27 protein-coding genes are annotated in these 25,167 nt (G+C 33.7%); 14 read left to right on the top strand and 13 right to left on the bottom strand.

The window, feature by feature from the left end; genetic code table 11:
* Nucleotides 1-678: 678 nt before the first annotated feature.
* The 5 genes from tsf to VKY41_RS09530 form a co-directional block, all read right to left on the bottom strand.
* Entirely contained in the window at nucleotides 679-1,644 is a 966-nt protein-coding gene (gene tsf, locus VKY41_RS09550; RefSeq protein ID WP_500814223.1) for a translation elongation factor Ts, read from the bottom strand.
* Nucleotides 1,645-1,737: 93 nt separating this feature from the next.
* Entirely contained in the window at nucleotides 1,738-2,508 is a 771-nt protein-coding gene (gene rpsB / locus VKY41_RS09545; protein WP_500814222.1) for a 30S ribosomal protein S2, read from the bottom strand.
* A gap of 207 nt (nucleotides 2,509-2,715) precedes the next feature.
* Nucleotides 2,716-3,102, bottom strand: coding sequence for a 30S ribosomal protein S9 (rpsI, locus tag VKY41_RS09540; protein ID WP_500814221.1), 387 nt, complete (start codon nucleotides 3,100-3,102; stop codon nucleotides 2,716-2,718).
* Nucleotide 3,103: 1 nt separating this feature from the next.
* A complete protein-coding gene (gene rplM / locus VKY41_RS09535) occupies nucleotides 3,104-3,559 on the bottom strand; it encodes a 50S ribosomal protein L13 (RefSeq protein ID WP_500814220.1) in 456 nt (151 codons plus the stop codon).
* Nucleotides 3,560-3,977: 418 nt separating this feature from the next.
* Nucleotides 3,978-4,505, bottom strand: coding sequence for a heavy-metal-associated domain-containing protein (locus tag VKY41_RS09530; RefSeq protein ID WP_500814219.1), 528 nt, complete (start codon nucleotides 4,503-4,505; stop codon nucleotides 3,978-3,980).
* A 252-nt stretch (nucleotides 4,506-4,757) separates the two neighbouring features.
* Between VKY41_RS09530 and VKY41_RS09525 the strand changes: the two genes are divergently transcribed.
* The 3 genes from VKY41_RS09525 to rpmA all read left to right on the top strand — a co-directional run bounded on the left by VKY41_RS09525 (nucleotide 4,758) and on the right by rpmA (nucleotide 6,249).
* The gene (locus tag VKY41_RS09525; protein ID WP_500814218.1) at nucleotides 4,758-5,213 is read left to right on the top strand and encodes a DUF4199 domain-containing protein; all 456 of its coding nucleotides are present in this window, start codon (nucleotides 4,758-4,760) and stop codon (nucleotides 5,211-5,213) included.
* 97 nt (nucleotides 5,214-5,310) lie between these two features.
* On the top strand, nucleotides 5,311-5,946 hold the full coding sequence (gene rplU, locus VKY41_RS09520; RefSeq protein WP_500814217.1) for a 50S ribosomal protein L21: 636 nt from the start codon (nucleotides 5,311-5,313) through the stop codon (nucleotides 5,944-5,946).
* Nucleotides 5,947-5,988: 42 nt separating this feature from the next.
* The gene (gene rpmA, locus VKY41_RS09515) at nucleotides 5,989-6,249 is read left to right on the top strand and encodes a 50S ribosomal protein L27 (RefSeq protein ID WP_500814216.1); all 261 of its coding nucleotides are present in this window, start codon (nucleotides 5,989-5,991) and stop codon (nucleotides 6,247-6,249) included.
* A 294-nt stretch (nucleotides 6,250-6,543) separates the two neighbouring features.
* Here rpmA and ahcY read toward each other — a convergent pair whose 3' ends face one another.
* Complete coding sequence (gene ahcY / locus VKY41_RS09510; RefSeq protein WP_500814215.1) at nucleotides 6,544-7,860, bottom strand: adenosylhomocysteinase; 1,317 nt, start codon at nucleotides 7,858-7,860, stop codon at nucleotides 6,544-6,546.
* A 135-nt stretch (nucleotides 7,861-7,995) separates the two neighbouring features.
* On the opposite strand from ahcY, the gene VKY41_RS09505 reads away from it, so the two are divergent.
* The 8 genes from VKY41_RS09505 to VKY41_RS09470 all read left to right on the top strand — a co-directional run bounded on the left by VKY41_RS09505 (nucleotide 7,996) and on the right by VKY41_RS09470 (nucleotide 15,320).
* A complete protein-coding gene (locus VKY41_RS09505) occupies nucleotides 7,996-8,625 on the top strand; it encodes a 4'-phosphopantetheinyl transferase family protein (protein WP_500814214.1) in 630 nt (209 codons plus the stop codon).
* A gap of 9 nt (nucleotides 8,626-8,634) precedes the next feature.
* A complete protein-coding gene (locus VKY41_RS09500; RefSeq protein ID WP_500814213.1) occupies nucleotides 8,635-9,366 on the top strand; it encodes a phosphoglycerol geranylgeranyltransferase in 732 nt (243 codons plus the stop codon).
* Between the two features lie 129 nt (nucleotides 9,367-9,495).
* Nucleotides 9,496-9,756 (top strand): hypothetical protein, encoded by a 261-nt coding sequence (locus tag VKY41_RS09495; protein ID WP_500814212.1) that lies wholly within the window; start codon nucleotides 9,496-9,498, stop codon nucleotides 9,754-9,756.
* Complete coding sequence (pnuC, locus tag VKY41_RS09490; RefSeq protein WP_500814211.1) at nucleotides 9,740-10,372, top strand: nicotinamide riboside transporter PnuC; 633 nt, start codon at nucleotides 9,740-9,742, stop codon at nucleotides 10,370-10,372. The genes VKY41_RS09495 and pnuC overlap by 17 nt, the downstream gene beginning before the upstream one ends.
* Nucleotides 10,333-10,896 carry an AAA family ATPase gene (locus VKY41_RS09485; RefSeq protein WP_500814210.1) on the top strand — a complete coding sequence of 188 codons (564 nt, stop codon included), beginning with the start codon at nucleotides 10,333-10,335 and terminating at the stop codon, nucleotides 10,894-10,896. The genes pnuC and VKY41_RS09485 overlap by 40 nt, the downstream gene beginning before the upstream one ends.
* Nucleotides 10,897-12,447, top strand: a complete 1,551-nt coding sequence (locus VKY41_RS09480) for a DUF4301 family protein (RefSeq protein WP_500814209.1) — start codon at nucleotides 10,897-10,899, stop codon at nucleotides 12,445-12,447.
* Between the two features lies 1 nt (nucleotide 12,448).
* Nucleotides 12,449-12,856: an alternative ribosome rescue aminoacyl-tRNA hydrolase ArfB gene (gene arfB, locus VKY41_RS09475; RefSeq protein ID WP_500814208.1), complete on the top strand. Its 408-nt coding sequence runs from the start codon at nucleotides 12,449-12,451 to the stop codon at nucleotides 12,854-12,856.
* A 244-nt stretch (nucleotides 12,857-13,100) separates the two neighbouring features.
* Nucleotides 13,101-15,320 carry a TonB-dependent receptor gene (locus VKY41_RS09470; protein ID WP_500814207.1) on the top strand — a complete coding sequence of 740 codons (2,220 nt, stop codon included), beginning with the start codon at nucleotides 13,101-13,103 and terminating at the stop codon, nucleotides 15,318-15,320.
* 100 nt (nucleotides 15,321-15,420) lie between these two features.
* On the opposite strand, the gene tyrS is transcribed toward VKY41_RS09470, so the two are convergent.
* On the bottom strand, nucleotides 15,421-16,728 hold the full coding sequence (gene tyrS / locus VKY41_RS09465; protein ID WP_500814206.1) for a tyrosine--tRNA ligase: 1,308 nt from the start codon (nucleotides 16,726-16,728) through the stop codon (nucleotides 15,421-15,423).
* Between the two features lie 88 nt (nucleotides 16,729-16,816).
* Between tyrS and VKY41_RS09460 the strand changes: the two genes are divergently transcribed.
* The gene (locus VKY41_RS09460) at nucleotides 16,817-17,824 is read left to right on the top strand and encodes an NAD-dependent epimerase/dehydratase family protein (RefSeq protein WP_500814205.1); all 1,008 of its coding nucleotides are present in this window, start codon (nucleotides 16,817-16,819) and stop codon (nucleotides 17,822-17,824) included.
* On the opposite strand, the gene VKY41_RS09455 is transcribed toward VKY41_RS09460, so the two are convergent.
* From VKY41_RS09455 to VKY41_RS09445, 3 genes are read right to left on the bottom strand one after another with little or no spacing between them, the layout of a single operon-like run.
* Nucleotides 17,799-18,278, bottom strand: coding sequence for a DUF4296 domain-containing protein (locus tag VKY41_RS09455; RefSeq protein WP_500814204.1), 480 nt, complete (start codon nucleotides 18,276-18,278; stop codon nucleotides 17,799-17,801). The two genes, VKY41_RS09460 and VKY41_RS09455, sit on opposite strands and share 26 nt — an antisense overlap.
* A gap of 12 nt (nucleotides 18,279-18,290) precedes the next feature.
* The gene (locus VKY41_RS09450) at nucleotides 18,291-19,631 is read right to left on the bottom strand and encodes a dihydroorotase (protein ID WP_500814203.1); all 1,341 of its coding nucleotides are present in this window, start codon (nucleotides 19,629-19,631) and stop codon (nucleotides 18,291-18,293) included.
* Nucleotides 19,632-19,633: 2 nt separating this feature from the next.
* Nucleotides 19,634-20,359: a polyprenol monophosphomannose synthase gene (locus tag VKY41_RS09445; protein WP_500814202.1), complete on the bottom strand. Its 726-nt coding sequence runs from the start codon at nucleotides 20,357-20,359 to the stop codon at nucleotides 19,634-19,636.
* A gap of 107 nt (nucleotides 20,360-20,466) precedes the next feature.
* On the opposite strand from VKY41_RS09445, the gene VKY41_RS09440 reads away from it, so the two are divergent.
* Together VKY41_RS09440 and VKY41_RS09435 are read left to right on the top strand one after the other, a co-directional pair.
* Entirely contained in the window at nucleotides 20,467-21,120 is a 654-nt protein-coding gene (locus VKY41_RS09440; protein ID WP_500814201.1) for a DUF4271 domain-containing protein, read from the top strand.
* Between the two features lie 13 nt (nucleotides 21,121-21,133).
* Nucleotides 21,134-21,883, top strand: a complete 750-nt coding sequence (locus tag VKY41_RS09435) for a uroporphyrinogen-III synthase (protein ID WP_500814200.1) — start codon at nucleotides 21,134-21,136, stop codon at nucleotides 21,881-21,883.
* A 71-nt stretch (nucleotides 21,884-21,954) separates the two neighbouring features.
* Here VKY41_RS09435 and VKY41_RS09430 read toward each other — a convergent pair whose 3' ends face one another.
* The 3 genes from VKY41_RS09430 to pckA all read right to left on the bottom strand — a co-directional run bounded on the left by VKY41_RS09430 (nucleotide 21,955) and on the right by pckA (nucleotide 25,139).
* On the bottom strand, nucleotides 21,955-22,947 hold the full coding sequence (locus VKY41_RS09430) for a T9SS type A sorting domain-containing protein (protein WP_500814199.1): 993 nt from the start codon (nucleotides 22,945-22,947) through the stop codon (nucleotides 21,955-21,957).
* Nucleotides 22,948-23,265: 318 nt separating this feature from the next.
* Nucleotides 23,266-23,391, bottom strand: coding sequence for a hypothetical protein (locus VKY41_RS09425; RefSeq protein ID WP_500814198.1), 126 nt, complete (start codon nucleotides 23,389-23,391; stop codon nucleotides 23,266-23,268).
* A 137-nt stretch (nucleotides 23,392-23,528) separates the two neighbouring features.
* On the bottom strand, nucleotides 23,529-25,139 hold the full coding sequence (gene pckA / locus VKY41_RS09420; protein ID WP_500814197.1) for a phosphoenolpyruvate carboxykinase (ATP): 1,611 nt from the start codon (nucleotides 25,137-25,139) through the stop codon (nucleotides 23,529-23,531).
* Nucleotides 25,140-25,167: the final 28 nt, after the last annotated feature.

The raw sequence follows: 25,167 nt of genomic DNA, 5'->3' as shown, positions 1-25,167 counted from the left end.
TGTCTGTTCCCCATTAGGGCCTCGCCTGATAATTTTAAAAGAATCCTTTTGTATTTCATGTGTGTTTTAGATGAATATTATTTCTGTAAATAGAAATAAATGGTTGTGCAAAGCTACATAATTTTTTTATTTTTTGAATTTATTATAAAATGAGATTTATGACACAAAACGATATCTTTAATCCAATTGTAGTATGACTAAAATTTATGTCTCATTTTTCAACGTTTTTTCAGAAAACACTTGAAGTATCGGTAAAACCGTAATGGTTTTACAACTTTTCGATGAACTGTACAAATTGTTTTAAAACCCTTGCATGAATAGTTTTTTTAAAAATATGTTTGAAAAGATCTAGAAAAATACGGTTTTTTTATTCAGTTATAAAAGTAGTTTTATTGATAAAGTTGCAATTTAAATCAGCGCTGATTTTTTAATAGTTAAAAGACAAAGCCTCAAGTTAACTTGGATTTTAACTAAAACTGAATAAACTGAAAATTTTTAAAACAACAATTTTAACAACAGGTTTTCTGCATATATTATTTCAGATACCAAAACCTATATTTTACCAAGTATTATTATGTTCTCAATTGCTTATAATTTGTAGCAAATAAAAAAACCACTACATCTATAAAAGAGTAGTGGTTTGATATATTAAGTTATTCTTGCTATTGCGAGAATTTATTATCCTAAAGAAACACGTTTGAAACCTGTAATTGAAACATCACCAAAAGAGTTTACATAATCAGAAACTGATTGCTTATCGTCTTTAATGAATTTTTGATCCAACAGACATTTTTCTTGATCTAAAGTGGTGTTATCTGAAATGAAACGCTCCATTTTACCTGGAAGGATTCTGTCCCAAATTTGTTCTGGTTTTCCTTCAGCTTTTAATTCAGCTTTAGCATCTTCTTCAGCTTGAGCTAATACTTCTGGAGTTAATTGAGCCATAGAAATGTATTTAGGTACATTTTTAAGAGTTTTACCTAAACGACCTAATTCGATATTATCTTTTTCAATAACTGCAATTCTTGCTTCTGTTTCAGCAGCAATATACTCAGGATCAAAATCTTTATAAGATAATGTAGTTGCTCCCATAGAAGCTACTTGCATAGATAGGTCTTTTGCTAATTCTTCAGCTTTATCAACTTTAGTAGATAATCCAACTAAAGCCGCAATCTTATTAATATGAACATAAGAACCAACGTAAGGTGCTTCTAATTTTTCAAAAGCAGTGATGTCTAATTTCTCACCAATAACTCCTGTTTGTTCTACTAATTTTTCAGCTACTGTCATACCTCCAAAATCAGATGCTAAGAAATCTTCTTTAGTATCGAAATTGATGGCTTTTTCAGCTAATTGGTTTGCCAATGCTACGAAGTTTTCGTTTTTACCAACAAAATCTGTCTCACATCCTAAAACAATAGCAACACCAACAGTATTATCATCGTTTATTTTAGCAATAGCAGCTCCTTCAGAGTTTTCACGATCTGCTCTTTTTTCTGCTACTTTTTGTCCTTTTTTACGTAGAACTTCAATGGCTTTATCAAAATTTCCTTCTGCTTCAACTAGAGCCTTTTTGCAATCCATCATTCCTGCACCTGTGGATTGTCTTAGTTTATTTACTTCTGCTGCTGTAATTTTTACCATAGCTTTTATATTTAATATTTAAAAAAGTCGTTTAATCTCACTTTTAGAAAGAAAAGAATAAACGACTTATTAATGTTGTGTTACTTTTTTATTTTATTCTTCCTCGTCTTGAGCTGCTTTCTTTTTAGGAGCAGATTTTTTCTCAGAAACAGGAGCATCTTTAGATGGTTCTTTTTCAGCTTTTCTTTCAGCTAAACCATTAGCGATTGCATCTGTAACGTGAGTTAAGATTTTGTTGATTGATTTAGAAGCGTCATCGTTTGCTGGGATAACATAGTCAACTTGACGTGGGTCAGAGTTAGTATCTACCATAGCAAAAATTGGAATGTTTAATTTTTGAGCTTCTGCAATTGCAATGTGTTCACGTTTAATGTCTACAACAAATAAAGCCGCTGGTAAACGAGTCATGTCGCTAATAGAACCTAAGTTTTTCTCTAATTTAGCACGTTGACGATCTACTTGTAAACGCTCTTTTTTAGATAAAGAATTAAAGGTACCATCTTTCTTCATTCTATCGATAGTAGCCATTTTCTTAACTGCTTTTCTAATAGTAACAAAGTTAGTTAACATCCCACCTGGCCATCTTTCAGTAATGTAAGGCATGTTGATGTTTCCTGCTTTTTCAGCAACGATATCTTTTGCTTGTTTTTTTGTCGCAACAAATAAGATTTTACGACCTGAAGCTGCAATTTTAGCAAGTGCATCTCCAGCTTCTTCTAATTTTGCTGCTGTTTTGTATAAGTTTATAATATGGATGCCATTACGCTCCATATATACGTAAGGGGCCATGTTTGGATCCCATTTACGCGTAAGGTGACCAAAGTGTACACCTGCTTCAAGTAAGTCTTTTACTTCTACTGCCATTTTGTAATAGTTTACGTTCTGTTGAATTAGCAATGGTTTAGTGGTCTTTTATAGAAAAAATCGCCTGAACCATTTAGATGCTAAACTAAATCCTGATTTCTATAATTTAGAGAAATCATGGACAACAATAACTGAGTTATTTTTTTGTTTTTTTTCAACAAGATGGATAAGCTTGTTATAAAGTTGTGCCATCTTGTTGAAGATAAATTAACGTTTAGAGAATTGGAATTTCTTACGAGCTTTCTTCTGACCGAATTTCTTACGCTCTACCATTCTTGGATCTCTAGTTAATAAACCTTCAGGTTTAAGAGTTAATCTGTTTTCTGGATCTAACTCGCACATAGCACGAGATAAACCTAAACGGATTGCTTCTGCTTGACCTGTAATACCACCTCCATATACATTTACTGTAATATCAAAGTTGCCATCATTGTTAGTCAAAGCTAAAGGTTGGTTTACTTTATACTGCAAAGTAGCAGTAGGAAAATAAACAGCTAAGTCTTTTTTATTAATCGTGATGTTTCCTTTTCCTTCGGCAACATACACACGAGCAACAGCCGTCTTTCTACGACCAATTTTGTGAATTACTTCCATGTTATTTGAATTCTTCTAGGTTAATTGTTTTTGGTTTTTGAGCAGCATGTGTGTGCTCTGTTCCAACAACAACATTTAAATTACGGAATAAATCTGCACCTAATTTGTTTTTAGGAAGCATTCCTTTTACTGATTTCTCTACTAATCTTGCTGGATCTTTTCCAAACAATTCTGTAGCAGTTAAACTTCTTTGACCACCTGGGTAACCTGTGTGACGAATGTAAGTTTTATCGTCCCATTTTTTTCCAGTTAAGTTGATTTTTTCTGCATTGATAACAATTACGTTATCTCCACAGTCAACATGTGGTGTGAAGTTAGGCTTATGTTTTCCTCTTAAAAGTTTTGCAACTTTAGAAGATAAACGCCCTAGGCTTTGACCTTCAGCATCAACTAAAACCCACTCTTTATTAACAGTAGCTTTGTTTGCTGAAATTGTTTTGTAGCTTATTGTGTCCACACTTATTAAATTTTTTATCACGCGCGATGCATGATAGATTAAACATTCCTCTCTTTAAAAGAGTTTGCAAATTTACGATTATATATTTGATTACCAAACAGTGTGGAAACTTATTTTTGATAACTTTGTTTATATCTTTTTTTTGCCCCTAGAAATATGGAAAACTTTGTGAATCAGGATATAGAAAGATTCTGAGAGAAAAATTCCGGGTAGCCCTTATATTTATAGGGTAGTCCCTAGTGTATATAAAGTCATGCCATTTGGTGGTATTAATTGAGCTATTTCTACTTAATTAATGGCTAGTTAAATTGTATACTATATATTATGGTGTAAAAAACTTAAAATTTAGTGTAAAAAAAAGCACCTTTTTCTAAGGTGTTAGAAAGAGATGCTTTTTTAAAAATATGCTTTAAGAAAATTAGGCTTTGGCTTTATCTGCGCAGCAAGCCATTTTACAATCTTCTTTACATGCCATTTTTTTCTCGCCTGTTGCTTCTGTTGCTTCTGCTTTTTTATCTGCACAACATGCTTTTTTGCAATCTTTATCGCAAGATTTCTTTTCGCCAAAGGCATCTACTGGGTGCATGTCTGTTACCGAATACATGTCTCCCGCTTTTTTAACTACTTCTTCTAATGAAGTTGGAGTAACTTTAGCTTCGTCGTATTCTACCATAGCTAATTTTTTGTCAAAATCTACAGTTGCTGATTTTACGCCTTCCATATTAGCCATTTTCTTTTCAATGGTTTTTGCACAGCCCATAGCGCAGGTCATTCCTTCAATAGTGAATTCTGCTTTCGCATAAGTAGCATTCGGATCTAATGAATTAGCCGTTTTTGAAGTGGTTTCAATCTCAACGGTTTTTATTTCAGGGGTAGCTTCGTTTTTGCAAGCTGATATAAACACAGTTAACATCACTAAACCGATAATATTTTTGAATGTTGTCATTTTTATTTAAAAATTAATTTAGATACAAAAATAAGAATAAATAGTGTTTTTTACATTAAGAATGAGAAATTTATGTGTTTTACCCTTGCAAAAGATTTTTAGAGTGAAAATTTTAAAAGAATTAGAAATGCTTGTTGGTTTTAAATAGCTAATTTAGTGTCTGTGTGTGAATTATGTGATATTTTTCATTAAAAATTATGCTTTTAAGAAAATTATTACGAAATTTAGTAAAACTTATCAAAACCATAAAAAATGAATACATCAGCTAAAATCTCGATTAAATATGGTTTGATTACTGCCGTATTGCTTATTGCGTATTTTTTAATCTTAAAACTTATGGGTTTGCATCATAATCCTTGGTTTAGATTATCTAATGGTATATTTATGGCTTTTGGTATTTTTACGGTTATTAGGCAGTATAAAATTTTAGTGGGAGACGATTTCACCTATATAAATGGGTTTAAAACAGGCTTGCTAACCGGCTTTCTGGCTACCTTTGTATTTGCTCTATTTATGGGTGTTTACATGTTTCATTTAGACGTTGAATTCATGAATTACCTTTTAAAAGGTTGGTTTCAAGACTATGGTCATGGGGGTGGTATTTTAATTTTTGTTATCCTGATAGAGGGTTTGTCTTCTACCACAATTCTTACCTTAACGTTTATGCAGATTTTTAAAATCAGTAAAAATGTTCCTCAAAACAAATAAAACGTTTGTAGTTTAATATTTTAGCAGTATATTTGCACCCGCTTTCTATTAGATAAGCACATATATTTTAATCAAATTAATTAATAAACGTTACGCTATGTACGCAATTGTAGAGATAGCAGGGCATCAATTTAAAGTTGAAAAAGACCAAAGAGTCTTTGTAAACCGTTTAGCAACAGAAGAAGGAAAACAAGTGTCTTTTGACAATGTACTTTTAGTAGCTGATGGAGACAAAGTAACTGTAGGCGCCCCGGCTATAAACGGAGCTCAAGTAGGAGCCAAAGTTTTAAAGCACCTTAAAGGTGATAAAGTTATCGTTTTCAAAAAGAAAAGACGTAAAGGTTACCGTGTGAAAAACGGACACAGACAATCTTTAACTGAAATCGTTATTGAAAGCATAGTAGCTTCTGGAGCTAAACCAGCTGCTCAAGCTAAAAAAGAAGCGCCAAAGGCTGCTCCTAAAAAATCAACTGCTAAAGCAGATGATTTAAAGAAAATTGAAGGTGCTGGACCAAAAGCTGCTGAAGCATTGGTTAATGCAGGATACGATACTTTTGCTAAAGTTGCAAAAGCAACTCCTGAAGAATTAAGCACTGTTTTAACTGAAGCTAGTTCAAGATTAGCTCACATAGTTACAGAAACTTGGCCAAAACAAGCGCAATTAGCTGCTGATGGTAAGTGGGATGAACTAAAAGAATTACAAGATAAATTAGACGGTGGAATTGAAAAGTAATTTTCATTTCATTAAATATTAATAAAATAAAACCTTAAGACAATGGCACATAAAAAAGGAGTCGGAAGTTCGAAAAACGGTAGAGATTCGGAATCGAAACGTTTAGGTGTAAAGATATTCGGTGGCCAAGCTGCAATAGCTGGTAACATTATCGTTAGACAAAGAGGTACTGCACATAAACCAGGTGAGAATGTGTATGCTGGAAAAGACCACACTTTACACGCTAAAGTAGATGGCCTAGTTAAATTTACAAAGAAAAAAGACAACAAATCTTATGTTTCTGTTGAGCCTTTTGAGGCTTAAGAAACAGTTTCTTTACTCAATTATTAAAACCCTTTCTGGAAACAGAAAGGGTTTTTTGTTTTTGTCGTCTTACAAGAAATTGCTGTATTATGAAAAACAAGTTCTTCAATAATACATCTTGGTAAGGCGGTTTTTTATTTCTCAGATACTAGACTAAAACAGAGCTTTCCTACCTTATATATTATTAGTTCCTTGTGACATAATTAGTTTTTAAATAAAAAAAATCCCAAGCAAGGACTGCTTGGGATTTTATATTTTATTTTAAGAAATGGAAACTCCTTTTCTTAAAGGTATTTAGTAACGGTAGTATTCAGGTTTAAATGGTCCTTCAACTTCTACACCAATATATTTAGCTTGATCTTCACGAAGCTCTGTTAATTCTACACCAATTTTTGCTAAGTGTAATTGAGCTACTTTTTCATCTAAATGTTTCGGTAACATATATACCTCATTTTTGTAAGCCTCTTTATTTGTCCAAAGTTCTATTTGTGCTAAAGTTTGGTTTGTAAACGAGTTACTCATAACAAAACTTGGATGTCCTGTTGCACAACCTAGGTTAACTAAACGCCCTTGAGCTAAAATAATCACGTCTTTTCCATCAATAGTATATTTATCAACTTGAGGTTTGATGGTGTTTTTAGTGTGACCATAGTTTTTGTTTAACCAAGCCATATCGATTTCATTATCGAAATGTCCAATGTTACAAACGATGGTTTTGTCCTTCATAGCTTCGAAATGTTCGCTACGAACGATATCCTTGTTTCCAGTTGTAGTAATAATTATATCAGCATTGGCAACAACAGTTTCAAGTCTTTTAACTTCAAAACCATCCATGGCAGCTTGTAGTGCACAAATTGGATCGATTTCAGTAACTGTTACAATACTACCGGCTCCTCTAAAAGAAGCAGCTGTACCTTTACCAACATCACCGTATCCGCATACAACCACGCGTTTTCCAGCCATCATAATGTCTGTTGCACGACGAACTGCATCTACAGCACTCTCACGACAACCGTATTTGTTATCAAATTTAGATTTCGTAACACTGTCGTTTACATTAATTGCTGGCATTGGTAGAGTTCCCGCTTTTACACGTTCGTATAATCTATGAACTCCTGTTGTAGTTTCTTCAGAAAGCCCGTTAATTCCAGCGGCAAGTTCAGGGTATCTGTCTAAAACCATGTTGGTTAAGTCTCCACCATCATCTAAAATCATGTTTAAAGGTTTTCTTTCTTCACCAAAAAACAAGGTTTGCTCTATACACCAATCAAACTCTTCTTCAGTCATGTCTTTCCATGCGTAAACAGCAGTTCCAGTTGCTGCAATAGCCGCAGCAGCTTGATCTTGAGTAGAGAAAATATTACAAGAACTCCAAGTAACTTCAGCACCTAAAGCTTGTAAAGTTTCAATTAAAACTGCGGTTTGGATGGTCATATGTAAACACCCAGCAATTCTAGCTCCCTTAAGAGGTTGAGAATCTTTGTACTCTTCACGAAGACTCATTAGTCCCGGCATTTCTGCTTCGGCTAATTCAATTTCTTTTCTTCCCCAATCAGCAAGCGAGATGTCTTTCACTTTATTCGGTACGTATGCAACGGTTTTTGTATTCATTCTTTCTAAATTTCTTTTATTTTTATTAAAGTCAACATTTTTGGTTTAGCACTTAAAATCATTAAATTCGCTAGATTAAAACATTGAATTCGCCTTCGGCGATGCAAAGATAACTAATAACTTTTAGAAAATTAAATGCCTCTTTATAAAACCTTAAGTCTTAATCCTCAAACGACTGTTAAAATCTGGAAGATTACAGAATCCTATGAGCAGTTATTACAAGCAGTTACACTTAAACCTGAAAATATGGAACGTGTTTTAAGGATGAAAAGTGAGCTGCACCAAAGAGGGTTTTTAAGTGTAAGACATTTGCTAGCAGAGTTTGGTTATACCGATGACGATTTGTACTATGACGAAAATGGTAAACCACATTTAAAAGACGGGAAATATATTTCTATTACTCACTCTTTTACTTTTTCTGGGGTTATTGTAAGCGATTTTAAAGTTGGGATAGACATTGAAAAGCAGCGTGAAAAAATTGGTGTAATAGCACATAAATTTATGGAATATGAGTTTCAATACTTGAATAAAGACGAAGCAGATTACATCAATAAACTGACCGTAATTTGGTGTATTAAGGAGTCGTTGTATAAACTCTTTGCCACGCCAGGCTTGAGTTTTTTGCAGCACACACTAGTTATACCATTTACCTTGGAAGAAGCATCTACGGTTGCTTGGATTGACTATCAAAACAGAAAACACAGATTCAATACAGAGTTTTTTGAATTTGAAGGATTTACTTGTGCTTACGCTTTGCCATCTTAATAATTATTTGTGACTAATAAATATATTTATAGCCATTTACTGCAAGCCATTTCTAAACAAGAAAAGCTGTTAGCTGTTTTAATCGATCCTGATAAAATGAGTGTTGAGCTAGTTTCTGCGTTCATTAAAAAGGTGAATGATTCTGTGACAACACATATTTTTGTTGGAGGAAGTACCGTAGCCGATTTTGCCACGGAGGAACTGGTTTCAGAAATAAAAAAGCACACAACTTTACCTCTCGTAATTTTTCCAGGAGATGTAACTCAAATAACAGATCAGGCAGATGCTTTGTTGTTTCTATCTTTAATTTCAGGTAGAAATCCAGAGTATTTAATTGGTAAGCAAGTAGCTTCGGTTTCAAAATTAAGAAACACTGTATTGGAGGTTATTCCAACAGGCTATCTTTTAATTGAAAACGGTAAAGAAACTGCGGTTCAAAAAGTAACAGACACACTACCTATGTCTAAAATTGATAGTCAAGAGATAGTTGATACGGCAAAGGCAGGGGAGTTGTTAGGGATGAAATTAATATATCTAGAAGCGGGAAGTGGTGCTTTAATGCCCATTGATTCTGAAATTATAAGGAAAGTGAAAAACGATTTAACTATTCCAATAATTGTTGGAGGCGGCATTAGAACAAAACAACAAATGGAGGAAGCTTATCAGGCCGGTGCAGACTTGGTCGTCATTGGTACTGCTTTTGAGGATGATGCTAGTTTTTTTGAAGACCTCAAATGCTAATAATGCTATCACTTTTAACTAGGATGTATAAAAAGATAAATTTGGTTGTTGGTTGAAAGAGAAGCCAATCTAAAGTTTTTTTTAATTAGAAAAGTATAATTTAAAATCCTGAAATTCAGGTAATATATTATGAGAATATCAGTTGACTTAACCTTATCGCCACTACAAGACGATTACGAAATCCATGTTGTAAATTTTATAAAGGCTTTAAGAGATTCTAAATTTACCGTTTTGGAAAACCCATTAAGCACTCAAATTTTTGGAGATTATCATGAATTGATGCCGTTTTTATCTGCTCAGATACTTAAGTCGTTCCAAGAGCAAAATATATGTGTTTTAACCATGAAAGTTGTGAAAACTGATAGAAGCGATTATGAACCAAATTTTTAACTTTTTCTTCGAGCAATATGCAAGCTATGATACCATGGATATTGCATTAGAAATAATTGCCGTTATTTTCGGGTTTCTCTCTGTTTGGTTTTCTAAGCAGAATAACATCTTGGTTTTTCCAACAGGGCTTATTAGTACTAGTATTTTTGTGTATTTACTTTTAAAATGGGGATTATTGGGCGATATGATGATTAATGCCTATTATTTTATTATGAGTATCTATGGTTGGTATATTTGGACTAGAAAGGTGAATGCTACCCAGGTTACCCCTGTTTCATTTACTACAAAAAAGGAGAGAATTACAAGTGCTTGGATATTTTTAGCAACCTTAGTATTTGTGTTTGTTGTTTATAATACTTTTAATATGTGGACCAGTTGGGTGGCTTATGTAGATACTTTAACAACAGCTGTTTTCTTTGTAGGAATGTGGCTCATGGCAAGAAGAAAGGTGGAAAACTGGATTTTTTGGATTATTGGCGATTTAATTTCAATTCCGCTATATTTTTATAAAGGATTTACTTTTACCAGTTTACAATATTTAGGATTTACAGTAATTGCAATATATGGATATCTAGCATGGAAGAAGCTCTTAAACAACAAGACAGTAGCTGCATAAAAGTAGTTTTATTTGGTCCAGAATCAACTGGAAAAACTGTTTTAGCCAAGCAATTAGCGGAGCATTATAAAACGCTTTGGGTACCTGAATTCTCAAGAACCTATGCCGAAGAAAAGGCGAAAAATAATGAAGGTTTAACCCAAGAGGATGTTTTACCTATTGCTATTGGGCAAATGAACTTAGAGAATTCTATGGCAAAACAAGTAGATAATTTATTGATTTGCGACACCAATTTACTAGAGACTAAAGTGTATAGTCAGGCCTATTACAATGGGTATTCTCCTGAAATATTGAACAGATACGCTAAAAAAAATGAATATAATCTCTATTTTTTAACTAATATTGATATTCCATGGGAAGATGACGGTATTCGAGATAAACCCAATGAGAGATTAGACATGTTTAATGCGTTCCAATCTGCTTTGATAGAAAACAACCTTCCTTATGTGTTATTGAAAGGAAGCTTGGCCCATCGGATGGAAATTGCCATAAAACATATAAATGAATTATTAAAAGTTAGCTGAATGTTTAAAGACAAAGACATCATACAGATTAAAAATAAGGGGCTGAACGTAGAAAAAGTTAAATCCCAAATTGATTTGTTTAAAACAGGGTTGCCTTTTATAAACTTGCATTCTGCGGCAACTATTAACAATGGAATTTTAAAACTTTCAGAAAAGGAGAAAGCAGCTTCCATTCAATTGTTTGACTCCAAAAGAAACGGGTATTCCATTTTGAAATTTGTTCCGGCTTCTGGTGCAGCCACACGTATGTTTAAATCTCTATTTAGTTTTATAGCAGATTATAATCCAGAAGAAGAAACTGTAAACGCGTATATAAATAGAACAAAAGAGACCTTGTTGGCGGTGTTTTTTGTAGGACTAGAAAAACTGCCTTTTTATAAAATTGTTTTAACCGAAATTGAAAAAGTATATCCAGAGTATTATAAATCTTCAGTGGATGAACAACATTATATGTTTGTGAAAACCATGTTAGATGAAGATAAATTAAACTTTGGCCTTTATCCAAAAGGTTTGTTGCCATTTCACATATATAAAGATCAGACCGCAACAGCTTTTGAAGAGCATTTGTTTGAAGCTGCTCTGTATGCTTCAACTAATAATAAGGCGAATGTACATTATACTATTTCAGAAAAATTCAAAGATATTTTTGAAGAAGAATTTAAGAACGTCCAAAGTAAAGTTGAGCAGCGAACGAAAACCCAATTTGAAATTTCTTTTTCATACCAAAAAGAAGCTACTGATACTATTGCTGTTACTTTAAAGAATAAACCGTTTAGGGAAGACGATGGTAGTTTGCTGTTTAGACCTTCTGGCCATGGTGCTTTGCTTTCAAACTTAAACGATTTAGATGCGGATATTATCTTTATTAAAAATATTGATAATGTGGTGGTTGGAAAATATGATGAAGAGTTAAGTAGGTATAAAAAAATGTTAGCGGGAATTTTAATAGAAATTCAAGCAAAAGCCTTCAGTTATCTTGAAAACCTAGAGAAAAAGGATGTTTCTGAAGCTGATTTAGTGGGAATTGCCATGTTTTTAACCAAAAAAATGAATGTAGTAATTTCTTCAGAATATGAGAAATATGCACCCGAACATCAAATAGAATATTTAAAAGGGAAATTAAACAGACCCATCCGTGTTTGTGGAATGGTAAAAAATGAAGGAGAGCCAGGAGGAGGTCCTTTTTGGGTAAAAGATGAAAGTGGTCAAATTTCATTGCAAATTGTAGAATCTGCTCAAATAAATAAGAAGGATGAGCTCCAAAACAATATTTTAAATCACGCCACCCATTTTAACCCAGTAGACTTGGTTTGTGGAATTAAAGATTATAAAGGAAATAGTTTTGACTTAGAGCAGTTTGTTGATCATAAAACAGCGTTTATTACCATGAAAACTAAAGCAGGAAAAGAGTTAAAAGCTTTAGAATTACCTGGGCTTTGGAATGGGAGTATGGCTAATTGGAATACTATTTTTGTTGAAGTACCATTAATTACTTTTAACCCGGTAAAAACGGTTACAGATTTACTGAAGCCTACCCATCAAGTAAAATAACATGTTTGATGAAGCTCTACTTATCTCTGAATTAAGGTTCAAGGCTATTCGAAGTTCTGGAGCAGGGGGACAACATGTCAATAAAGTGTCGTCGAAAATAGTTTTGAATTTCGATTTGACCAATTCTCTAGTTTTTTCGGAAGAACAACGTGTTTTGTTGTTTAAAAATTTAGCGAACAGATTAACCAAAGAAGGTGTCCTTATTTTAGAAGGTGACGAGAGCAGGAGTCAACATAAAAATAAGGAATTAGTAGTAAAACGCTTTTTAGAACTAATAAAACTGAGCTTGATAAAGCCAAAAAAGAGAAAACCAACCAAGGTTCCAAGAGGTGTTAAATTAAAACGCTTATCTAAAAAGAAGCAACAAGCTGATAAGAAAGCAAATAGGAAACCTCCTAGCTTAGACTAATTTATTCTTGATTCTTACTTGTTAATTCTTAATCGATAACTATCTTTGCAGCGTTCTCAAAAAGGGGTGCCTATTATCGGCTGAGATCATACCCAATGAACCTAGAACAGGTAATGCTGTTTAGGGAAGAAATAATGAAGTCCTTAATAGGAATTATAAAATTCGGGTAAGATTATTTCAAAAAAAATTAAAAACTAACAAAGAATAATAGCCTCTTTTTATTCGTATAAATTTATTTTATCGGATGAAACTTTTATTCAACAACCTGTCATTTAAAACAAGACAGAATTCTCAAATTTTCCTTCTGTTTTTACTGTTTACTATATCTTCTTTTTCACAAGAAAAACAGCAAGATTCAACAAAATTGGAAACCTTGGATGAAGTTTTGGTTAAAGCAGTGCGCGTAAATGCTACTTCGCCAATTACACACTCCAACGTAACTAAAGAGCAGTTACAACAAAGGAATTTAGGTCAGGATTTACCTATTTTATTAAACTACTTACCATCGGTAGTAACTACATCGGACGCAGGAGCTGGTTTAGGTTATACAGGGATTCGCGTACGTGGAATAAATGCCCAATCAACCAATGTAACTATTAATGGAATACCTTTTAACGATAGCGAGTCATTAGGAACTTTTTGGGTGAATTTAGGCGATTTTACGTCTTCTGTAGAAAGTCTTCAATTACAGCGTGGTGTTGGAACATCAACTAATGGTTCTGGTGCTTTTGGAGCAAGTGTTAACGTGCTTACTGATGCTGTTTCTCATGAAGCCTCAGGTGAAATTGCTAATAGTTTTGGAAGCTTTAATACTTGGAAGCATACCGTAAAGTTTAGTACAGGTTTACTAAATGACCGTATAGAAATAGCTGGACGTTTATCGAAAATTAAATCCGATGGCTATGTAGATAGAGCCTCTTCAGATATCAAATCCTATTTTTTACAAGCCACTTATTTGGGAGATAATTCCATGATTAAGGCCATTACTTTTAGCGGAAAGGAAAAAACCTATCAAGCGTGGAATGGTATTGAAGACCCTTATGTTCTAGAACATGATAGAACCTTCAATTCTGCAGGGATGTACACCGACGAAAATGGAAATATTCAGTTTTATGATAATGAGGTTGATAATTATCAACAAGACCATTATCAGTTGCATTGGAATGAACGCATCAACAACAGATGGTCTACCAATTTAGCCTTAAATTATACTCAAGGGAAAGGTTATTTTGAGCAATACAAAGAAGATCAGAAATTCTCTAATTACGGATTTGATGATGTTGTAATTGGAGCAGAAACCATAACTAAAACAGATTTGATTAGACGTAGATGGTTGGATAATCAATTTTATGTTTTGAATGCGAATGCCAACTATAAGAATGCCGAGTTGGATGTTATTTTCGGAACTTCCTTAAGCTCCTATTCTGGCGATCATTTTGGTGAGATTATCTGGGCACAATATGCTAGCGACATGATGATAAGAGATAGATACTACGATGGAAATGGTAAGAAAACAGATTTCAGTGCGTTTGCAAAAGCACAGTATCGTTTGAACGATCATTTTAGTTTGTATTTAGACTTACAATCGCGACATGTTAATTACAAAACAACAGGAACCAATTCTGATGTGGCACCATTTATCGTGGATAAACAATTTAATTTCTTTAACCCGAAAGCGGGAGTTACCTATAGTTTAAATGATAATAATAATATCTATTTTTCTTATGCTAGAGCGAATAGAGAACCAAATAGAGATGATTTTGAAAGTAATCCAGACGTGAAGCCAGAACAGTTAAACGATTTTGAACTTGGTTGGAGACATAAGTCAGATGCATTCGTCCTAAACACGAACTTGTACTATATGTTATATAACGAGCAATTGGTGTTGACTGGAGCTATAAACGATAGTGGTAGCCCGTTAAGAGATAATTCAGGAGAAAGCTACCGATTAGGGTTAGAGGTTGATGCTGTTTTTAAACTGTCGGATAAATTCAGCGTGCATCCAAATGTTGCTTTAAGCACGAATAAAGCGAAGGAGACTGTTGTTTCTTTAAATGGTGAACTGGTGGATCTTGGGTCTACAAACATTTCATTTTCTCCAAATATTGTCGCTGGAAACGCATTTGTGTTTAAACCAACACCAGGCTTGCAAATGTCCGTGTTAAGCAAGTATGTTGGGGAACAATATATGGGGAATACCGATACTGAAGCTTCCAAATTAGATAGTTACTTTGTAAACGATTTTAATGTGATGTATGAAATTGAAACCAATTCCGTTTTTAAGACCATAGTATTATCTGGTTTAGTAAACAATATATTTGGTGAGAAGTACAGCTCTAATGGGTTTTATTACACCTATGATGATGATTGGTCAGATCCAAACCAAGTAACAACTATTGAAGGAGCAGGATACTATCCACAAGCTACAACAAACTTTCTACTAGGAGTAACTTTAAAGTTTTAGATTAATTTGCAAGAAATTGTAGGTAGGAGAGGAGTGGATGATACTTCATCTCTTATAAAAATAAAAAGGCCTGATGTTAACATCAGGCCTTTTCTATTTCTTAAACGACTTTAATAATATATGTGTTTTTCTTTCCCTTGTTAAGGATGATGTATTTATTGTTGATTAAGTCGTCAGTCGTTAACAGATATTCTTCATTCACTTTTTCCTTATTTACAGAAACAGCATTCTCTTTTAAGGATCTTCTCGCCTCACTATTAGATGCAAGAAAGTTGGTTTTAGCCGACAAAGCAGCAATCATATCCAAACCTTCATGTATTTCAGCTTGGGTAATCTCTGCTTGTGGCACGCCTTCAAAAACATCTAAAAAGGTTGCTTCATCCAAGGTTTTTATATCCTCTTTAAAGGTATTGCTAAATAGAATATTTGAAGCTTTTTCAGCATTTTCGAAATCTGCTTTAGAGTGTACAAAGCTTGTTACTTCTTCAGCTAATCGTTTTTGAAGTAAACGTAAATGTGGCATTTCTTTATGCGCTTCAATTAAGGCTTCAATGGTTGCTTTATCTAAAAAAGTAAATATTTTTATATACTTTTCGGCATCTTCATCGCTGGTATTCAACCAAAATTGGTAAAATTTATATACTGAGGTTTTATCAGAATCTAACCAGATGTTGCCACCTTCGCTTTTTCCGAATTTTGAACCATCTGCCTTGGTAATTAAAGGGCAAGTCATGGCAAAAGCCTTGGTTTCTTCGCCTACATTCATACGTCGTACCAATTCGGTTCCTGTGGTAATATTCCCCCACTGATCGCTACCGCCCATTTGTAGAAGGCAATTGTAGTTTTTGTGTAGGTAGTAAAAATCGTATCCTTGAATTAATTGGTAAGTAAACTCAGTAAAAGACATTCCAACACTGCCTTCTTCTCCAGAAAAACGTTTCTTTACAGAGTCTTTGGACATCATGTAGTTTACGGTAATTCGTTTTCCAACATCTCTAGCAAAATCAATAAACGAGAAGGTTTTCATCCAATCGTAGTTGTTTACCAAAACTGGTGCGTTTTCAGCCTTTGAATTGAAATCTAGGAAACGTGAAAGCACACGTTTAATACCCTCTACATTTTTACTTAGGATTTCTTCATTTAGTAAATTACGCTCGTCACTTTTTCCTGAAGGGTCTCCAATCATTCCTGTTGCGCCTCCCACTAAAGCCATAGGTTTATGACCTGCTTTTTCTAGGTGAACCAATAAAATAATAGGCACCAAACTACCAATATGAAGGGAGTCGGAAGTTGGATCAAAACCAATATATGCAGTGGTACTTTCTTTACTTAATTGTTCTTCAGTTCCGGGCATGATGTCGTGAACCATTCCTCTCCAACGAAGATCTTCAACAAATTTATTGGCCATTATTTTTAGGTTTTAATTTTAAGTGGTAAAGATAAAAATCAATGAATAATTTTAGGCTCTTTATGGAATAATTCTTTACTTTAGTTTTATGATATTAGTTACTGGAGGTACAGGATTGGTTGGATCGCACTTATTGTACGAATTAACACAAAAGCATGAATCTGTAAAAGCTATTTATAGAAATGAAAAGAAACTATCCGTAGTAAAAAAAGTGTTTTCTTATTACAGTAAACAACCTGATGAAGATTTTAATAAAATTGAATGGATTCAGGTGGATTTATTGGATATTCCCCTATTAATTGAAGCTTTTAAAAACGTGAGCCATGTGTATCATTGCGCTGCGTTTGTATCTTTTGAGCCCAATAAATACCACGAATTACGAAAAACAAATATTGAAGGAACGGCTAACATTGTCAACTTGTGTATTGCCAATAAGGTTGAAAAACTATGTTATGTCAGTTCTGTGGCAACACTAGGAAAATCTCTAAACAAAACTGCGGTTGACGAAGACGCCCTTTGGAATCCAGAAGCGGATAATAGCTTGTATGGTATTACAAAATACGGTGCTGAAATGGAAGTTTGGCGTGGTACCCAAGAGGGATTAGATGCTGTAATAGTTAATCCAGGAGTTATTATAGGTCCTGGTATCTGGAATTATGGTACAGGAAATATTTTTAAGCGTGTTTATAATGGATTGTCTTATTATACGGAAGGTGGAACCGGTTATGTAGATGTTTTTGATGTGGTGCAGCCCATGATAAAACTCATGGAAAGTTCAGTCAAAAACGAGCGTTTTGTTTTAGTAGCAGAAAACTGGTTGTATAAAGATTTTATTGATTTGATTGCTACTACCTTACAAGTACAAGCTCCAACTAAAAGAGCCACCCCTTTTCTCCTGAGCATAGCTTGGAGGTTAGATTGGTTAAAACACAAATTGACGGGAAAGAGACGAAGTTTAGGAAGGCAAATAGCCGGTACTTTGGTGTCTACTACTGAGTACAATAGTGATAAAATTAAAACCCGATTAAATTATCAATTTAAACCACTGAATAAAAGTATAGAAGCCGTATCTACTCTTTTTTTAAAGGAGCATTAGGGTTTTTATTTAATGACGTGTTATCCCAGCTCGGAGCTTCTAAGAGGGTCTTTCTTGGACGCTTAGCTTTTTCAATAGAATCCTTCTTTCTTTCTTCAGCTTTTTCTTTTTCTACTAGGGAATTGTACTTGTTTCTTAGTGTTTTTAAGCTGTCGTTTACTTTTTTTATAATGTCATCGTACTCCTCCAGGTTGTATGCGTAATACCTGTTACTGGATTTAAATTGGAGGCTGTCTATTTGATGTTTTGTATATATATACATGTCTGGAACTAGTCCATTATTCTCCATTATTGATTTATTGAGACCTTTAGCCGAGTTGATTAAAGATACATCCAATAAAATATTGACCATTTTATCCTTAGGAATTAAATCCTTTGGTTTTTTTGGCTTATTAGAATTAGAACAAGAGCTAATTAAAGTAAATAAGGTTAATGCCCATATGATTTTTTTCATTTCGTAAACCTTTTATCTGTTAAACGTTAGTCTTCTTCCTTGTTTTGAATCTTTAATTTTTGAGTTTTCATAAACTAACTCCCCATTCAGGATGGTGTGTGTTACTCTAGATTTGAAACTTGTTCCTTCAAAAGGAGACCAACCACATTTGTATAGAATATTTTGCTTATTTACAGTCCAAGGTTGGTTCAGGTTAACAATAACTAAATCGGCAAAATAACCTTCTTTAATAAAGCCACGTTTTTCAATTTGAAAAAGTATGGCCGGATTATGGCACATTTTTTCCACTATTTTCTCCAATGAAATTTTACCTTTATGGTAGGCCTCTAAAATGGCTACCAAAGCATGTTGTACTAGGGGGCCACCAGATGGCGCTTTTGTGTACACTTGGTTTTTTTCATCCCAGGTATGCGGTGCGTGGTCGGTAGCTACTACATCTATTCTGCCGTCCAACAAGGCTTTCCAAAGTCCATCTCTGTCCTTGGAAGTTTTAACGGCAGGATTCCATTTGATTAAAGAACCTTTGCTGTCGTAATCCTCCTCGCTAAACCATAAATGGTGCACGCAAACTTCAGAGGTTATTTTTTTATCCTTTAATGGAATTTTATTGGAAAACAGCTTGGTTTCCATAGCTGTTGATACATGAAAAACATGGAGTCTAGCGCCTGTTTTTTTAGCTAATTCAATGGCTTTTGAAGACGAGATATAACACGCTTTGTCGCTTCTAATTTGAGGATGAAGTTTCATTGGTATATCATCGCCATACTCCTTTTTGTAGTGCTCTAAATTTTCTTGTATAGTGGCTTCATCTTCACAATGCACAGAAATAATCATGTCTGTACTTGAAAAGATTTTCTCTAAAACCTCAGGGTTGTCCACCAACATATTTCCTGTAGACGAGCCTAGAAATAATTTTAAACCAGCTACTTCTTTTGGGTTTACTTTTAGAATTTCTTCTAAATTATCGTTGGTACCTCCAAACATGAATGAATAATTAGCATACGAAGTTTCCGCAGCTATATTAAACTTTTCGTTTAAGGCTTCAAGAGTTGTTGTTTGCGGGTTGGTATTTGGCATTTCAATATATGAAGTAATACCTCCTGCAATAGCTGCTTTCGATTCCGTTTCAATAGTTGCCTTTTGGGTTAAACCAGGTTCTCTAAAATGTACTTGATCGTCGATAACTCCTGGAATAACATGGTTTCCTTCGGCATCAATTATGATTACATTGGAAGATTTAGCACTAATGGAATGTGAGACCTCCTTTATAATATCGTTTTCAATAAGAATATCTCCTTCAAAAATCGCTCCCTCATTAACTATTTTTGCATTCTTAATCAGTATCGTTTTCATGTTTATTTCGGATTGAAAATACTTTTTAATTTCATTTTAATAACTCCAAAAATGGCTTCAGATATAATGCTTCCACTCATTTTTGATTTTCCTTTACGTCTATCTGTAAAAATTACTGGTATTTCAACAATTTGAAACTTTTTTAAATATGCTTTAAATTTCATTTCTATTTGAAAGGCATATCCAATAAATTCAATTTTATCTAAGTTAATGGTTTCTAACACTTGTCGTTTGTAACACACAAAACCAGCTGTGGTATCTTCAATTTTCATTCGGGTTATAAATCTTACGTACTTCGAAGCAAAATACGAAAGTAAGATCCGGCTCATGGGCCAATTAACCACATTAACCCCTTTGATATATCTTGAACCAATGGCAAGGTCGGCACCTCCTTGATGGCAGGCCTTATATAGTTTGATTAAGTCGCCTGGATCATGAGAGAAATCGGCATCCATTTCAAAAATATATTTGTAATCCCGTTCCAATGCCCATTTAAAACCTGCTATATATGCGGTTCCTAGTCCTGTTTTCTTTTCTCTCTCTAACAGGAATAGTTTATCTTTAAATTCAAGTTGTAATTCTTTTACTTTTAGAGCGGTTAAATCTGGCGAATTGTCATCTACCACCAAGATGTTAAACGGCTTGTTTTGAGAGAATACAGCTTTTATAATCGCTTCTATATTCTCGATTTCATTATAGGTTGGAATAATGACAATGGCGTCGCTCATTAAATAGTATATAATTTCAACAAATGTAATCTATTTAAAAGAGATTGTTTTTTAAATATTTCTTAAAAACTTGAATTAAGTATTAATTTTTGTAATAATTTTACCGAATGTTACGTCCTGATTTCTCATACGATTTTTTTACTATTTTAATTATAGTAGGCCTTGTTTTTGTTGCTATGGCTAAACTGTTGTTCGAGAAGAGATTTAATCAGTTTGTTGCCATTTTAATTAATTCAAGTTACTTAAAGATATATTCCAAAGACCAACGATTTATTGATCTGTTTGATAGTCTGTTATTTCTGAACCTGCTATTTTCTAGTGTAATTTTTAGTTTTATCAGCTATTCAGTTTTATTTGAACCTCTGGAAATATCGACTTCCTTTATTTTAAAACTTAGTTTTGGAATTGGTGCTTTTATTTTAATTAAAGTGCTTTTAGAGAGGTTGTTAGGAAGTCTTTTTAGTATTGATAATCTAATAGATAGGTACTTATTCCAAAAAACCAGTTATAAAAACTTCTTAGGGCTGTTGTTAATTCCCGTCAATGTCATTTTGTTGTATGGAATTAGTCCAAATAAAACAATTATATTAAGTATAATTACTCTGTTGTTGCTTGTAAACATTATAGGTTTGCTTGATTCCTACAAGTCGAATCTTAATTTAATTAAAGGAGATTTTTTCTATTTTATTTTATATCTTTGCACACTCGAAATTGGGCCATATGTAATTTTATATAAGGTTCTTATAGAAAACAAAGCTTAAAACATACTTGCCTATGAAAGTGAAAACAATTTTAGTGTCTCAACCTGAACCTAAAATAGAAAATTCGCCTTACTTTGATCTACAGGAAAAGCAAAAAGTCAAAATAGACTTTAGACCTTTTATTCACGTTGAAGGAGTTGATGCCAAGGAGATACGAGTTCAAAAAGTTGATTTGAAAAATTATACAGCCATCGTTTTGACTAGTAGAAATGCTGTGGATCATTTCTTTAGAGTAGCAGAAGAAATGCGCTTTAAAGTACCTGATACTATGAAGTATTTTTGCCAATCGGAAGCAGTAGCTTATTACCTTCAGAAATATGTAGTTTATAGAAAGCGTAAAATTTATGTTGGAAAGCGTAATTTTGCGGAACTATCGCCTTTAATTAAAAAATATAAGGACGAAACTTTTTTATTACCTACAACAGATAAGTTAAAACCTGAAGTTCCTAGAATTTTAGACGAATTGAACATTAATTGGAAAATGGCTGTTTTTTATAGAACAGTTATTAGCGATTTGTCTGATTTAGCTGATGTTTATTACGATATTTTAGTGTTTTTCAGTCCGTCTGGAATAGATTCATTATTTCATAATTTCCCGGATTTCAAACAAAACAAGACGCGCATTGCGGTATTTGGTAATACCACCGTTAAGGCGGCAGAAGATAAGGGTTTAAGAGTAGATATTGCTGCTCCAGCACCAGATACACCATCTATGACTATGGCCTTGGAAAAATATATTAATGAAGTGAACAAAAAGAAATAACTTGGTTTAAAATTAAAGTTAAAAAAAAGAGCAATTTACTAATTGCTCTTTTTTTTGTTCTAGTTCTAAAGTTACTTAACAATTAGTTTTTTAGTTTCAATACCCTTATCTGATTCTATTCTGGCTAAATACATTCCAGTAGCCAAGGAAGAAACATTTATTACATTCTCACTTTGATGTAAGTTTTCTGTTAGAATAATTTTTCCTGTCATACTGCAAATGTTTAAAATGGCTTTAGGTTCCTTAATAGCAATATGTAAGGTGCTATTTACGGGATTAGGAAACATGGTAAACGACATTTTATTTATTGGGTTTACTCCAAGGGCAGGACAAAACTCTTCTGGAATCTCCTGAACGTTGGCACAGTCTGCCTCTGTTTGAACGGGAGTTGTTTGGTTGTCCATTATCCAATAGTTATGATCCCATAGGTTTGGGTCAGTCACATCGTCTATAAATAAACATTTTAAACAAGAATTATAATCGGCATCAAAGCGTATCATGTTTGCACAATTGCCATTACGCAAGTCTAGAAAAGTAAGTGCGTTGCTTTTAACATCAACTTGGTCTATAACTGAGTTTTGTGTTAAGTCTAAACTGGATAACTGGTTTCCCCTAAGGTTTAATTCTTTTAGAGCTACATTCGTGTTTACATCTAAGGTTAGTAAACTAGCAAAAGGGAGCCTAATTGTTGTTAGATTGGTTAGTCCAATAAGATTAATTGAAGTCAAACTGCTGCAGCCTGTTCCTTCTACTGTTTGTAATAAGGTGCAATTAGTCAGGTCTACGCTATCAATGTCTACATTGTAACTAAAATTAAGCCCTGTTATACTAGTAAAAGCTTCAATACCTGTTAAGTCGCTGATTCCTTTATTTATAAGGACTAAGTTTCCTTGTTGACTGTTGGCATCGGATGTTAGTATTTGATTGTCTAAAATTCCCTCAGAATCAATTCCAAGGTTAATTAGTTCTTGTTCAAAATTGCTGTCGGGAATTACCGTGTATTGCGCATATGATATAGAATAAAAGGCCAAACACGTAAGTAATAGGTATGTAGTTTTTTTCATCATTAAAATTTTATATGAGATTATATTTCAGATCATACTTTCCACATTTAAATTTACTTATTTATACAATTAAAGTTGTTTTTATACTGTGTTATGTAACAGTTGTTTATGTGTTTTTATCCGTTTTTTGCTAAATGAAAGGATGATTGGTAGTTTTAGTCTACAAATTAAGGAGGCCCAATTGGGATGGGTTTTTAATGATTCATACATTTTTAATAATTGTAAATAAATAAAGGTGCTAACTAATCCAGGTAGCATCTTTATCTTCAATTTAAAAATTGACCTTATTGAATTATTAGTTTTTTGGTCTCTACTTTATTATTTGAGCTGAACCTGACGAGGTAAATCAAGACTTGTGATTTCTGTATAAGAGGCAATAATAAGTGAAGTAAGATTTGTAAAAGCTTCAATTCCGGAAAGCTTGTTGATGCCTTTATTAATCATGCTTAGTGATTCACTGTAGGGATGAGCGTTAACAGTTAATATATGTCTAAAATAGTATCAACACTAATATTAATTAACTCTTGTCCAAAAAAAAGTCAGCTATATAGCTGACTTTCATTTGTTTCATCAAAGTGAATTTATTTTATATTTGGAGCTCCTGCCATAATCTCCTCGTTGGCAAATTCTTCAAATTTCTTAAAGTTTTCTCTAAACGATTCAGATAATTTATAAGCTGCTTTATAGTATCCTTCGTCGTCGTTCCAAGTTGATCTAGGACTAAGTACTTCTGCAGGTACCCCAGGGCATGATAATGGTTGTTTTAAACCAAAAACCGAGTGGGTTCTATAAGTTTCAGGAGTAATTTCATCCAAGTCGCCATTAAGAGCTGCAGCAATCATTGCTCTAGTGTATTTCAGTTTAATTCTGCTTCCAACACCATAAGGACCACCTGTCCATCCTGTGTTAATTAGCCAAACTTTAACTCCAGATTCTTTCATTTTTGCACTTAGCATTTCGGCATACTTAGTTGGATGTAATGGCATAAAAGGCGCTCCAAAACAAGCTGAGAAGCTTGGTAGAGGTTCGTCAATTCCTGCCTCTGTTCCAGCTACCTTAGCCGTGTAACCAGAAATAAAATGGTATGCTGCTTGTCCAGGATTTAATCTAGAAATTGGAGGCAATACACCAAACGCATCTGCTGTTAAGAAGAAGATGTTTTTAGGATTCTCACCAATGGAAGGTACTTGAATGTTTTCGATATGATGAATTGGGTAGCTTACACGTGTGTTTTGTGTAATGGTAATATCATCAAATTGAACTTCACCTTTGTCATTCATTATTACGTTTTCAAGAATGGCTCCAGGTTTTATAGCATTATAAATATCTGGTTCATTTTCTTGAGACAAATTAATAACCTTAGCGTAGCAACCTCCTTCAAAATTAAAAACCTTATTGTCTTTCGTCCAACCGTGTTCATCGTCACCAATTAGTTTACGAGAAGGATCTGCAGAAAGTGTTGTTTTTCCTGTACCGGAAAGACCGAAAAAGATAGCTGTATCGCCATTTTCACCTACGTTAGCACTACAGTGCATAGGCAAGGTGTTTTTGTTCACTGGAAGTATGAAATTTAAAGCAGAGAAAACGCCTTTTTTAATTTCTCCAGTATAACCTGTTCCTCCAATAAGTACTATTTTTCTAGTAAAATCTAAAATAGCGAAATTATGTTGTCTAGTACCGTCTTCATCAGGAACAGCCATGAATTCTGGAGCATTTATAATGGTCCATTCAGGGGTGTAGTTTTTTAACTCGTCTTCGGTAGGACGTAAAAACATGTTGTGAGCAAATAAGTTGCTCCAAGGGTTTTCCGTAATAACACGAATGTTTAGTTTGTAGTTTTCGTCTGCACAAGCATAACAGTCTCTTACAAAGACTTCTTTTCCAGATAAATAATCAACTACCTTATCGTATAGTTTTTGAAATTTATCAGATTCGAAAGGAATGTTGACACTTCCCCACCAAACTTTATCTTCTGTAATGCTATCTTTTACTATAAAACGGTCTTTAGGCGACCTTCCTGTAAACTCTCCAGTATTTACAGCTAATGCTCCCGACGATGCTTCTACACCTTGTCCTTTAGCAATCGTAATATCGTGAAGCTGTTTAGGAGTTAATTGATATTGTACTTTCGCATTTTTAATTCCATACGTTTCTAGAGAAACCGTATTGGATGCTTGGGTATGATCTACCATAATTATTTTGTGTTGTTTAAAGTGCAAA

Source organism: Xanthomarina sp., assembly GCF_035306605.1.
Lineage (GTDB): Bacteria > Bacteroidota > Bacteroidia > Flavobacteriales > Flavobacteriaceae > Xanthomarina.
This window is presented reverse-complemented; position numbering and strand designations above follow the sequence as displayed.